Origin of the sequence: Couchioplanes azureus (assembly GCF_014648355.1) — a bacterium.
Lineage (GTDB): Bacteria > Actinomycetota > Actinomycetes > Mycobacteriales > Micromonosporaceae > Actinoplanes > Actinoplanes azureus.
Genome location: NZ_BMQY01000014.1, coordinates 82,428 through 96,635 on the forward strand (window position 1 = coordinate 82,428; position 14,208 = coordinate 96,635).

At 74.3% G+C, this 14,208-nt stretch carries 1 protein-coding gene (cut by a window edge); it reads left to right on the top strand.

Annotation, left to right across the window (positions count from 1 at the left end):
• Positions 1–14,208: the 5' portion of a type I polyketide synthase gene (locus IEY99_RS31760; protein WP_189207802.1), read on the top strand. It continues 12,810 nt past the right edge of the window; 14,208 of the gene's 27,018 nt are visible here — the first part of the coding sequence; the start codon lies at positions 1–3; its stop codon lies beyond the right edge, outside the window.

Consider the following 14,208-nt stretch of genomic DNA (forward strand, 5'->3'; position numbering starts at 1 on the left):
ATGACGGGCGCTGCGGACAAGGAAACAAAGCTCAGGGACTACCTCAAGCGCGCGACCGCCGATCTGCAGCGGTCCCGCCAGCGGGTGAGCGAACTGGAGGCCGTGGCCGGGGAGCCGATCGCGATCGTCGGCATGGCGTGCCGCTATCCGGGCGGGGTGGACAGTCCCGAGGCCCTGTGGCGCATGGTCCTGGCCGGCGAGGACGGCCTGTCGGGCTTTCCCGTCGACCGCGGCTGGGAGCTGGGCGGCGAACTCGCCGAGGCGTCCGCGGCCGGCGGTTTCCTGCACGACGCCCCGGAGTTCGACGCCGGCTTCTTCGGCATCTCCCCGCGGGAGGCGTTGTCCATGGACCCGCAGCAGCGGGTGCTGCTGGAGACGACCTGGGAGGCGTTCGAACGCGCCGGGATCCCGCCCGCGTCGGTGCGCGGCACCCGTACGGGAATCTTCGTCGGCGGCATGCCGCAGGACTACCGGGTGGGTCCTGAGGACGACGTCCAGGGCTTCGTGCTGACCGGTAACGCCACCAGTGTCCTGTCCGGACGGCTCGCCTACTTCTTCGGCTCGGTCGGGCCCACCCTCACCGTCGACACCGCCTGCTCCTCGTCGCTCGTCGCGCTGCACCTGGCCGCGCAGTCCCTGCGGCAGGGGGAGTGCGGCACCGCGCTGGCCGCCGGCGTGACCGTGATGTCCAGCCCCACCACCTTCATCGAGATGGCCCGTCAGGGTGGCCTGGCGGCCGACGGGCACTGCCGCTCGTTCGCCGACTCGGCCAACGGCACCGGCTGGTCCGAAGGCGTCGGCGTACTCGTCCTGGAGCGCCTGTCCGAGGCGCAGCGCAAGGGCCGGACCATCCTCGCCGTGCTGCGCGGCTCGGCGATCAACTCCGACGGCGCCTCCAACGGCCTGACCGCCCCGAACGGTCCGTCCCAGCGACGGGTCATCGAGTCCGCGCTGGTGAACGCCCGGCTCTCCGCCGACCAGGTGGACGCGGTGGAGGCGCACGGCACCGGCACCACGCTCGGCGATCCGGTCGAGGCGCAGGCGCTGCTCGCCACGTACGGCCGCGGTCGTGACCCGCGGCGCCCGCTGCTGCTCGGCTCGGTCAAGTCCAACATCAGCCACACCCAGGCGGCTGCCGGCGTGGCCGGCATCATCAAGATGGTGATGGCGCTGCGCCACGGCGTGCTGCCCAAGACGTTGCACGTGGACACGCCGAGCACCCATGTGGACTGGTCGGCGGGCACCGTCCGACTGCTCACCGAGCAACGTCCTTGGCCGCGCGGCGCCGAGCCGCGCCGCTTCGGCGTCTCGTCCTTCGGCCTCAGCGGCACCAACGCGCACGCCATCATCGAGGAAGCACCGCCGCCCGTCGATGCGCCGCCGGCCACCCTGACCCCGGAGGAGCTGCCCTGGCTGATCTCCGGACGTACCCCGGATGCCCTGCGTGCCCAGGCGAACCGGCTCGCCGGCTTCCTCCGCGACGGCGCCCACGACCCCGTGACGGTCGCTCGCGCGCTGGCCACCACCCGCTCGTCCCTGGAACACCGGGCCGCGATCACCGCCGCCGATCCGACCGCCGCGCTGCTCGCACTCGCCGCCGGTCAGAGCGCCGCCGGACTGGTCACCGGCGGCACCCGCAGCCGCGGCAAGCTCGCCGTACTGTTCACCGGTCAGGGATCGCAGCGCCTCGGGATGGGTCGCGAGCTGTACCGGCGGTTCCCCGTCTTCGCCGCCGCCTTCGACGAGGTCTGCGGTCACTTCGCGGGCCTGCGGGACATCGTCTGGGGCGACGACGCGCAGCTGCTGGAGCGGACCGGCCACGCGCAGCCCGCGCTGTTCGCACTCGAGGTCGCCCTCTACCGGCTCGCCGCCGATCACGGCGTCTCCGCGGACTACCTGATCGGACACTCCATCGGCGAAGTCGCCGCGGCGCACGTGGCCGGCGTCTTCTCTCTGGCCGACGCGGCCGTCCTGGTCGCCGCCCGCGGTCGGCTCATGCAGGCCGCGCCGGCCGGCGGCGTGATGGTCGCCGTCGAAGCGGCCGAGGACGAGGTCGTCCCTCTGCTCGTCGACGGCGTCTCGATCGCCGCGGTGAACGGCCCGCGGGCCGTGGTGCTGTCCGGGGACGCCGGCGCGGTGGACGCGGTGGTGGCCGCGCTGGACGGACGCCGCAGCAAGCGCCTGCGGGTCAGCCACGCGTTCCACTCCGCGCACATGGACGGCATGCTGGAGGAATTCCGCCGGGTTGTCGCCGGGCTCACCGCGCACGCCCCGTCCGTACCGATCCTCTCCGGCGTCACGGGCGCTCTGGCCAGCGCCGACCAGCTGACCTCGCCCGATTACTGGACCGCCCAGGTACGGTCCGCGGTGCGGTACGCCGACGGCGTGTCGTGGCTGCAGGGGCACGGCGTCACCACGTACCTGGAGCTCGGGCCGGACGCCACGTGCGCGGCGATGACCCGCCAGAGTGCCGAGGACGCCACCGTCGTGGCCACCCTGCGCGCCGGACGCCCGGAAACCCGGGCGTTCACCGAGGCGCTGTCCCAGTTGCATGTCACCGGCGTGCCGGTCCGCTGGCAGGCCTGGTACGACGGCACCGGGAGCACCCGGGTCGACCTGCCCACGTACGCGTTCCAGCGCCGTCGCTACTGGCCCAAGGGCTTCCGGGGCGCCGCTGCCGGCCTCGGCGCCGCCCACCATCCGCTGCTCGCCTCGGCCGTGTCCCTGGCCAACTCGGACGGGCTGCTGCTCACCGGGCGGCTCTGCGTGCAGTCGCACCCGTGGCTCGCCGATCACGCCGTGGGCGGCACTCTGTTGCTGCCCGGTGCCGCCTTCCTGGACCTCGCCGTACGCGCCGGTGACGAGGTCGGCTGCGACCGGGTCGAGGAGCTGACCCTCGCGGCGCCGCTGCCGCTGCCGGCCACCGGCGGCGTCGACGTGCAGGTGTGGGTGAGCAGCCCGGACGGGACCGGCCGGCGCACCGTGAACGTCTACTCGCGGCCCGAAGGCGCTGAGGACGAGCCGTGGACGGCACACGCGTCCGGTGTGCTGACCTCCGGCGCGTACCTGGCACAGGGCGGCGCCGTGCCGCCGGAGGGCGCCGAGGAACTCGACCTGACCGGTCACTACGCCCGGATGGCGGACGCCGGGTTCGCGTACGGCCCGTCCTTCGAGGGCCTGCGGGCAGCCTGGCGGCACGGCGACGACGTGTACGCCGAGGTGGCCCTGCCGGAGACCGTCGAGGCCGACGCGTTCGGCATCCACCCCGCCCTGCTCGACGCGGTCCTGCATGCCGCCTCGCTGATGGGCCTGGCCGGGCTGCCGTACGCCTGGCAGGACGTCACCCTGCACGCCTCGGGGGCCACCGCGCTGCGGGTGAAGCTGTCCCCGGCCGGCGACGACGCGGTCACCATCACCGCTTGCGACGCGTCGGGCGAGCCGGTCGTCTCGGTCGGATCGCTCGCCCTGCGCGCCGCCGGGGGTGCCGCACAGCCGGCCCGTGAGGCGCTGTACCGCCTCGACTGGGTGCCGGTCCGCAGCACCTCCGCGGTGCCGCCCGCCGTCGCCCTGACCGGGCCGGACGCCTTCGGCCTCGCCGCCGGCCTGCCGGTCGACGACGCCGCCGATGTGGTGCTCACCCAGGTGGCGCCGACCGGCGATCCCGTGGCCGGTGCGCACACCGCAACGGCCGCCGCGCTCGCCCAGGTGCAGGAGTGGCTCGCCGACCGGGGCAACACCCGCCGGCTCGTCTTCGTCACCCGAGGCGCGGACACCGATCCGGCCGCTGCCGCGGTACGCGGGCTGATCCGCTCCGCCCAGGCCGAGCACCCCGGCCGGTTCGGGTTGGTCGACCTGGACCCGGCCGGTGGCACCGACGGACTGCTGGCCGCGCTCGGCGTCGACGAGCCGCAGCTCGCCCTGCGCGGCGGCGAGATCCGGTGCGGCCGCCTGTCCCGCGCCACCGCCACGGCCGGCGACCTCGGCTGGGACCCCGACGGTACGGTGCTGATCACCGGCGGCACCGGCGGACTCGGCGCGGTCGTCGCCCGGCACCTGGCCGGCCGCGGCGTGCGCAAACTGCTGCTGGTCAGCCGCCGCGGCGCGGACGCCGCCGGCGTGGCCGAGCTGCTCGACGAGCTGGCGGCGGCCGGAGCGCACGCGGTCGTCTCCGCGTGCGACGTCGCCGATCCGGCCGCGGTGGACGCCCTGATCGGCGCGATCCCCGACCTGACCGCGGTCGTGCACTCGGCGGGCGTGCTCGACGACGGCGTCATCGAGTCGCTGACGCCGCAGCGCCTGGAAACCGTGCTGCGGCCCAAGGCGGATGCGGTGTGGAACCTGCACCGCGCGGTGGGTGCGGTCGCCGGGTTCGTGGTCTTCTCCTCGTTTTCCGGCACCGTCGGCGCGGCCGGTCAGGCCAACTATGCGGCGGCGAACGCCTTCGTGGACGCGGTGGCCGAGCTGCGGCGTACCGAAGGGAAGTCCGCGGTCTCTCTCGGGTGGGGGCCGTGGGCCGCCGGATCCGGCATGACCGGCGCGCTGTCCGGGACGGACCTGGACCGGCTCGCCCGGGCCGGCACCCCGGCGCTCACCGCCGAACAGGGTGTCGCGCTGTTCGACGCCGCCCTGTCCGGTGCCGCGGCCGTGCTGCTCCCGGTTCGGCTGGACCTGCCGGCGCTGCGCGCCCGCGGCGAGGTACCGGCGTTCCTGCGCGGGCTGATCCGTGCCCCGCGCCGCTCCGCCGTGTCCGGCACCCAGGCGGTGGCGAGCCTGGTCCAGCAGCTCTCCCGGCTCGGCGCCGACGAGCGTCTCGGCACCCTGGTCGAGCTGGTCCGGGTGCAGGTCGCCGCCGTGCTGGGCCACGAGGACCCGGACGACGTCGAACCCGTGCGCCCGTTCACCGACCTCGGCTTCGACTCGCTCACCGCCGTCGAGCTGCGTAACCGTCTCGCCGCGGTGACCGGTCTGCGTACCCCGGCCACCGTCGTCTTCGACTATCCCACCGTCGCCGCGCTCGCCGCCCACCTGCTCGACGAGCTGATGGGTACGGCGCGCGAGGACGCCGTCGCCGCGCCGCTCGCCGCCCACTCCGGTGACCCGATCGTCATCGTCGGGATGAGCTGCCGGTATCCCGGCGGTGTCAGGTCACCCGAGGACCTGTGGCGGCTGGTCGAGGAGGAGACCGACGCCATCTCCGGCCTCCCGGTGAACCGCGGCTGGGACCTGGACCACCTCTACGACCCCGACCCGGACCACCTGGGCACGACCTACGCCCGCTACGGCGGTTTCCTGCACGACGCCGGTGAATTCGACCCCGCGTTCTTCGGCATGAGCCCCCGCGAAGCCCTGGCCACCGATTCCCAGCAACGGCTGCTGCTGGAAGCGTCGTGGGAGGCCATCGAGCGTTCCGGCATCGACCCGGTCACGCTGCGCGGCAGCCGTACGGGCGTCTTCGCCGGCATCATGTACAACGACTACTCGGCGTTCCTCACCGGCCCGCAGTTCGAGGGCTTCCAGGGCAGCGGCACCTCGGCCAGCATCGCCTCCGGCCGGGTCGCCTACGCGCTCGGTCTGGAGGGCCCGGCCGTCTCGGTCGACACGGCCTGCTCCTCGTCGCTGGTCGCCATGCACTGGGCGATGCACGCCCTGCAGGCGGGCGAGTGCAGCCTCGCCCTGGCCGGTGGCGTCACCGTGATGTCGACCCCCACCTCGCTGATCGAGTTCTCCCGGCAGCGTGGTCTGTCCCCGGACGGGCGCTGCAAGGCGTTCTCCGACAGCGCGGACGGCGTCGGCTGGTCCGAGGGCGTCGGTGTGGTCGTCCTCGAACGGCTGTCCGACGCACGGCGCAACGGGCACACCGTGCTCGCGGTGGTGAAGGGTTCCGCGGTCAACTCCGACGGTGCTTCCAACGGCCTGACGGCGCCGAACGGCCCGTCCCAGCAGCGGGTCATCCGGGCCGCGCTGGCCACGGCCGGGATCGGCGCCGGCGACGTCGACGTCGTCGAGGCGCACGGCACCGGCACCACGCTCGGCGACCCCATCGAGGCGCAGGCGCTGCTCGCCACGTACGGGCAGGACCGCGCCGAGGACCGCCCGCTGCTGCTCGGCTCGGTGAAGTCGAACATCGGTCACACCCAGGCCGCCGCCGGCGTGGCGGGGGTGATCAAGATGGTCATGGCGATGCGCCACGGCACCGTGCCGCGCAGCCTGCACTCCGACCCGCCCTCGTCCCACGTGGACTGGTCCGCCGGTGCGGTCCGGCTGGTCGACGGGCACACCCCCTGGCCCTCGCTCGACCGGCCGCGCCGCGCCGCGGTGTCCTCCTTCGGCATCTCCGGCACCAATGCCCACCTCATCCTGGAGCAGGGGCCGGACGCACCGCCCGTCGACCAGGCCGAGGACGCCGGACCCGTGGCCGCCTGGACGCTGTCCGGCCGCAGCCGGGGCGCGCTGCGCGACCAGGCCGCTCGATTGCGTACGTTCCTCACCGGCCAGCACACCGCCGACCTCGGTCTGTCGCTGGCCACCACCCGATCGGCGTTCGAGCAGCGCGCCGTGCTCGTCGGCGACCGCGAGGAGCTGACGCGGGCACTCACCGCCCTCGCCGCCGACCGCACCGACCCCGGCCTGATCACCGGCGAGGCCGGTGGCGCGGGGAAGCTCGCCGTGCTGTTCACGGGGCAGGGGGCCCAGCGACTCGGCATGGGGCGGGAGCTCTACGCCCGCTTTCCGGTCTTCGCCGAGGCGTTCGACGCGATCAGCGCCCACTTCGACGGCCTGCGCGACGTCGTCTGGGGCACCGACCCGGCGACCCTGGACGAGACCGGCTGGGCGCAGCCCGCGCTGTTCACCGTCGAGGTCGCGCTCTACCGGCTGCTGTGCTCGCTGGGCGTACGCCCCGATGTGCTGATCGGCCACTCCATCGGTGAGATCGCGGCCGCGCACGTGGCGGGTGTGTTCACACTGCCGGACGCGGCCGCTCTGGTCACCGCCCGGGGCCGCCTGATGCAGGCGTTGCCCTCCGGCGGCACGATGATCGCGCTCGAGGCCGCCGAGGACGAGGTCACGCTCCGCGACGGCGTCTCGATCGCCGCGATCAACGGTCCGCGTTCGGTGGTGCTCTCCGGTGACGAGGACGCCGTGGAGGCGGTCGTCGCCTCCCGCGCCGATCGCAAGGCCAAGCGGCTCGCGGTCAGCCACGCGTTCCACTCGCATCGCATGGAACCGATGCTGGAGGAGTTCACCGCGGTGGTCGCCGGTCTGCAGCTCGCCGTGCCGACCATCCCGCTGGTCTCCAACGTCACCGGGCGGACCGAGACCACGCTGTTCACCGACCCCGGGTACTGGGCGCGGCACGTCCGCGAGCCGGTGCGCTTCGCCGACGGCGTGGCGTCCACCGGCGCCCGTACCCTCATCGAGGCGGGACCCGGCGGAGTGCTCGCCGCGCTGACCGAAGGGGTGCTGGACGCGGAGGCGATCCCGGCCCTGCGCGACGACCGCGACGAGGTGCGGGCGCTCAGCGCGGCGCTCGGCCGGTTGCACGTACGCGGCCTCGCCGTCGACTGGCCGGCATACTTCGGCCCGTCGGCGCGGCGGGTGGACCTGCCCACCTACGCGTTCCAGAACGAGCTCTACTGGCCGGACACCGTCGCACCGGGCGTCATTGCCGACCGGCCGGACGGTGACCTGTGGGCGGCGGTGGACAGCGGCGATGCCGGCACCCTGGCCGACCTGCTCGGTCTGCGCGACGAGCAGCACGCGTCGCTGTACGCGCTGTTGCCCGCCCTCTCCTCCTGGCACCGGCGTCGTGCCGAGAACGCCGCCCTGGACGCTCTGCGCTACCGGGTGCACTGGAAGCCCGTCCGGGCCGCGGCCGCCCCGGTGCTGGAAGGCACCTGGTTGGTGGTCACTGCCGACGGGACCGACGCCGCACCGGTCGTCGAGCCACTGCGGGGGCACGGCGCCCGCTTCGCGGTCCTGGACGTCACCGGGCTGGACCGGACCGCTGTTGCCACCGCCCTGGAAGGCCACCGCGAGGTCGCCGGGGTCCTGTCCCTGCTGGCCCTCGCGGACGCGCCGGGCGACGCCGCTTCGGGGCTGCCCGCGGGCCTGGCCGGCGTGATCACCCTGGCCCAGGCGCTCGCCGACGTCACGTGGGGCGTGCCGGTCTGGACGCTCACGCGCGGCGCGGTCGCCACCGGGCCCGGCGACAACCTGGAGAACCCGGCACAGGCGGCCGCCTGGGGATTCGGCCGGGTCGCCGCGCTGGAGCGGCCGGTCCCGTGGAGCGGCCTCATCGACCTGCCGCCCACCCTCGACGGCGCCGCGGTGCAGCGGCTGGTCAGCGTGCTCGCCGCGCACCACGGCGAGGACCAGCTGGCGATCCGTGCCACCGGAGTGCACGCTGCCCGCCTCCGCCGCCATGCGGTTGCCTCGGTACCGGCCCCGGAGGCGTTCCCCGCCTCCGGCACCGTGCTGATCACCGGCGGCACGGGCGCGCTGGGGGCCACCGTGGCCCGCTGGCTCGCCGGCGCCGGGGCGCAGCACCTGGTGCTCACCGGCCGGCGCGGCCCCGATGCCCCCGGCGCCGCCGAGCTGACCGCCGAACTCGAGGCCCTGGGCCCGCGAGTGACCGTGGTCGCCTGTGACACCGCCGACCGGGACGCGCTCGCCGCGGTCATCGCCGCGCATCCGCCGACCGGCGTGGTGCACGCCGCGGGTGTCGGCCAGGCCGGCCCGCTGACCGCCGCCTCGCTGGACGAGGTTGCCGCGATCACGGCCGCCAAGATGGCCGGTGCGGCCCACCTCGACCGCCTTCTCGACGGTCACGACCTGGACTTCTTCGTCCTGGTGTCGTCCATCGCCGGCGTCTGGGGCAGTGCCGGGCAGAGCGCGTACGGCGCCGCGAACGCCTATCTGGACGCGCTCGCCCAGCACCGCCGCGCCCGCGGCCTCGCGGCCACCTCCATCGCCTGGGGTCCCTGGGCCGACGCCGGCATGGCCACCCATGAGGCGATGTCGGAGAACCTGCGCCGCAGCGGTCTGCACTTCCTGCGCCCGGAAGCCGCCGTGGCCGAGCTGCGCCGCGCCGTCCTACAGCACGACGTCACGCTCACCGTCGCCGACGTGGACTGGGCCACCTACCACCCGGTCTTCACCGCGGCCCGCGCCAGCGTCCTGTTCGACGACCTGCCGGACGTACGCGCGCTCGCCGCGGCCGACCAGCCGTCCGGTGCCGTCTCCCCGATGAGCGGCAAGCTGCACGGCCTCGGTCCCGAGGCGCAGACCCGGCTGCTCATCGACCTGGTACGTACCGAGGCCGCCGCCGTGCTCGGTCATGCCTCCGCCGAGGGCGTCGCCGAGCGGCGTGCCTTCCGCGACGCCGGCTTCGACTCGCTCACCGCGGTCGAACTGCGCAAGCGCCTGGTCGCGGCGACCGGGCTCACGCTGCCCAGCACCCTCGCCTTCGACTACCCGACCCCGGTGGCCCTGGCCGAGTTCCTGCGCGACGGGATCCTGGGCACCGCCGGCGACCTCGCCGGTACGGGCGGCGACGGCATGGCCCTGCACGAGCCGATCGCCATCATCGGGATGGCCTGCCGTTTCCCCGGCGGGGTCCGCACCCCGGAGCAGTTCTGGCGGCTGATCGCCGAGGGATCCGACGCGATCGGCGACTTCCCGGTGAACCGCGGCTGGGACGTGGACAACCTCTACGACCCGGACCCCGACCACGCCGGCACCACCTACTCCACCCAGGGCGGCTTCCTGCACGAGGCGGGACAGTTCGACCCCGGATTCTTCGGCATCTCGCCGCGCGAGGCGCTGTCCATGGAACCGCAGCAGCGGCTGCTCCTGGAGACCACGTGGGAGGCGTTCGAACGGGCCGGCATCGACCCGGCCGACGTCCACGGGAGCCGCACCGGCACCTTCATCGGCTCGTCCTACCAGGACTACGGGCTGGGCCTGGACACCGACGCCGCCGGGCACGCCGTCACCGGGACGAGCCCCAGCGTGCTCTCCGGCCGCCTCGCCTACCTGTTCGGCCTGGAGGGCCCCGCGGTCACCGTGGACACGGCCTGCTCGTCGTCCATGGTGGCGCTGCACCTGGCCTGTCAGTCGCTGCGCCATGGGGAGACCAGCCTCGCCCTGGCCGGCGGTGCCACGGTGATGACCAACCCGAACCCGTTCATCGCGTTCAGCCGGCAGCGGGCACTGGCGAAGGACGGCCGCTGCAAGGCGTTCTCCGACTCCGCGGACGGGATGACGCTGGCCGAGGGCGTCGGCGTCATCGTGCTCGAACGGCTCTCCGACGCCCAGCGCCTCGGCCACCCGATCCTGGCCGTGGTCCGGGGCAGCGCCGTGAACTCCGACGGTGCCTCCAACGGCTTGACCGCCCCGAACGGCCCGGCGCAGCAGCGGGTCATCCGCCAGGCGCTGAGCAACGCCGGACTGGGCACCGCCGACATCGATGTGGTCGAGGCGCACGGCACCGGCACGGCGCTCGGTGATCCGATCGAGGTGCAGGCGTTGCAGGCCACGTACGGCCGTGACCGTGACCCGGGGCGCCCGCTGCTGCTCGGCTCGGTGAAGTCCAACATCGGCCACACGCAGTCCGCAGCGGGCGTGGCCGGGATCATCAAGCTGGTGCTGGCGCTGCGCCACGAGTCGCTGCCCGCGACCCTGCACGCGGATCTCCCCTCGACGCACATCGACTGGACGCCGGGCACGATCAGCCTGCTGCACGAGCCGGCCGGCTGGCCCGAGGACCCGCAGCGGATCCGCCGGGGAGCGGTGTCCTCCTTCGGCATCAGCGGCACCAACGCGCATGCCGTCATCGAGCAGGCGCCGCAGCCCGCCCCGCAGCCCGAGCGGGTGCCGTACGAGGGGCCGCTGCCCTGGATCGTCTCCGCCCGTACGCCCACCGCCCTGGCCGGTCAGGCGGCGAACCTGGCCACCCTCGCCGGGGCCGAACCGGCCGACGTCGGTCTCTCCCTGCTGACCAGCCGATCGCTGTTCGAGCAGCGGGCCGTGGTGGTCGGCGCGACCACCGAGGAGCTGCTGTCCGGCGCGGCGAGTCTTGCCGCCGGCGTACCGGCGGCCAATCTGGTCACCGGCACCGCCGACGTGGACGGTCGGACCGTCTTCGTCTTCCCCGGCCAGGGTGCGCAGTGGGCCGGCATGGGGGCGCGGCTGCTGGACGAGTCGCCGGTCTTCGCCGAGCGCCTCGGCGAGTGTGCGGCCGCCCTGAGCGAGTTCTGTGACTGGAACCTGATCGACGTGCTGCGCCAGGTCGACGGCGCACCGACGCTGGACCGCGTCGACGTGGTCCAGCCCGCCTCGTTCGCGGTGATGGTGTCGCTCGCCGCGATGTGGCAGGCGCACGGCGTCCGGCCCGACGCGGTGGTCGGCCACTCCCAGGGCGAGATCGCCGCGGCCACGGTGGCGGGCGCGCTGTCGCTGTCCGACGGCGCCCGCGTGGTCGCTCTGCGCAGCCAGGCGATCGCCTCCTCCCTCGCCGGGACCGGCGGGATGATCTCCGTCGCGCTGAGTGCCGACGACGCCGCGAGCCGCATCGACGGGACCGGCCTGTCCGTCGCCGCGATCAACGGACCCGGTGCGGTCGTGGTCTGCGGGCCGGTCGAGCCACTGGACGTCCTGGTCGAGCAGCTCACCGCCGAGGAGATCCGGGTACGCCGCATCCCGGTGGACTACGCCTCGCACTCCGACTCGGTCGAGCTGCTGCGCGAGCAGATCCTCGAGACCCTCGCCCCGATCAGGCCGCAGACCGCGGACGTCCCGTTCTTCTCCACCCTCACCGGCGACTGGCTGGACACCGGCGGGCTGGACGCCGACTACTGGTTCCGCAACCTGCGCCACACCGTGCGGTTCGGGCCGGCGATCGGCAGCCTGATCGAGCTGGGCCACCGCTGCTTCGTCGAGTGCAGTCCGCATCCGGTGCTGACCATGGGCGTGCAGGCCGTCGCCGAGGACGCTCCCGGACCGGTCGTCGTGGTGGGCACGCTGCGCCGCGACACCGGCGGGCTGGACCGCTTCCTGATCTCGCTGGCCGAGGCCTTCGTCCGCGGGGTACGGGTGAACTTCCGCCCGGCCTTCGCCGGCACCGGCGCCCGGCGGGTACCACTGCCCACGTACGCGTTCACCGAGGAGTTCCTCTGGGCGATCCGCCCGACGCCGGCCGGCGGTACCGCGGACCCGGCGGACGACGAGTTCTGGACCGCTGTCGAGGGCGAGGACGTCGACACCCTCGCGGCGGACCTGGAGCTCGACGCGGCGGCCCTCGCCCCGGTCCTGCCCGCCCTGTCCCAGTGGCGTCGCCGCCGCGCAGACCGCTCCACCATCGACCGGTGGCGTTACCGGGCGGCCTGGAAGCCGGTCACGGCGTTGCCACCGGCGCTGCTCACCGGCGCCTGGCTCCTGGTCGGCGAGGACCCCGAGGTCGAGGCCGCGCTCACCGCCCACGGCGCCACCGTCGTGCGGGACGCCACCGGCGACCTGGCCGGCGTGGTGTCCGTGCTGGCCGCGCAGGATCAGCCCAGCGCCTCCCACCCGGGCCTCACCGCCGGCCTGGCCGCCAGCATCGAGCTCATCCAGGCCGGGATCGAGGCACCGCTCTGGTTCCTCACCCGCGGTGCCGTCGCGGCCGGGCGCGCGGACCGGATCACCCACCCGATCCAGGCCCAGATCGCCGGCCTCGGCTGGACCGCCGCCCTGGAGCACCCGCAGCGCTTCGGTGGCGTCATCGACCTGCCCGCCGGGCTGGACCGGCGGGCGGGCGAACGCCTCGCCGCGGTCCTCACCGGCGGCACCGGCGAGGACCAGGTGGCGATCCGCTCGTCCGGCGTCCTCGCGCGGCGCATCCTGCGGGCGCCGGCCGAGCGGAAGAGGCAGTGGGCGCCGACCGGCACCGTCCTCATCACCGGCGGCACCGGCACCCTCGCCCCGCACCTGGCCGGCTGGCTCGCGGACCAGGGCGCCGAGAAGATCGTGCTCGTCTCCCGGCGTGGCCCGCAGGCACCCGGCGTGGCCGGGCTGATCGAGTCGCTGCGCGGCACCGCCGAGGCGGTCGCCTGCGACATCACCGACCGGGATGCGCTGAGCGCCCTGATCGACCGGCTGTCGGCCGAGGGCACCCCCGTCCGTACGGTCGTGCACACCGCCGCCGTCATCGAGCTGGCCTCCCTCGAGTCCACCAGCCTGGACGCCTTCGACAAGGTGCTGCACGCCAAGGCGACCGGGGCCCGATTGCTCGACGAGCTGCTCGGCGACGACCTCGACGACTTCGTGCTCTACTCGTCCACCGCCGGCATGTGGGGCAGCGGCCAGCACGCCGCCTACGTCGCCGCCAACGCCTACCTGAACGCGCTCGCCGAACAGCGCCGCTCCCGCGGTGCCCGGGCCACCTCGATCTCCTGGGGCATCTGGTCCGACGATCTCGAGCTGGGCCGGGTCGATCCGTCGATGATCCGGCGCAGCGGCCTGGCCTTCATGGCTCCGGCCCTCGCCCTGGCCGGCCTCCAGCAGGCCCTTGAGTCGGACGACACCGTCGTCACGGTCGCGGACGTGGACTGGGACCGGTACTACCCGGTCTTCACCTCGTCGCGGCCCACCACCCTGTTCGAGGACGTGCCGGAGGTCGCCGCGCTTGCCGTGCAGGCGCCGACCGGCGACGGCGCGTTCGCCGCCCGGGTCCGCGCCCTGCCCGAAGCCGAACGCGACCGGGCCGTGCTGGATCTGGTCCGTGGCGAGGCCGCCGCCGTGCTGGGCCACGCCTCGTCCGAGACGCTCGCCGAGCACAAGGCCTTCCGGGACGTCGGCTTCGACTCGTTGACCGCCGTCGACCTGCGCAACCGGCTGTCCGGCAGGACGGGCCTGCGGCTGCCCAGCACGCTCGTCTTCGACTATCCGAGCCCGCGCGCCCTGACCGACTTCCTGCGCGGCGAACTCCTCGGCGCGGCCGCCGCCACGGCGTCGGTCACCGGCGCCGCAGGCACCGACGAGCCGATCGCCATCATCGCGATGAGCTGCCGCTATCCCGGCGGCGTCAGCTCGCCCGAGGAGCTGTGGAACCTGATCTCGGCCGGTGGCGACGCGATCACCGAGTTCCCCGCCGACCGTGGCTGGGACACGGACGGACTGTACGACCCGGACCCGGACCGCTCCGGCAAGACCTATTCGGTGCGCGGCGGC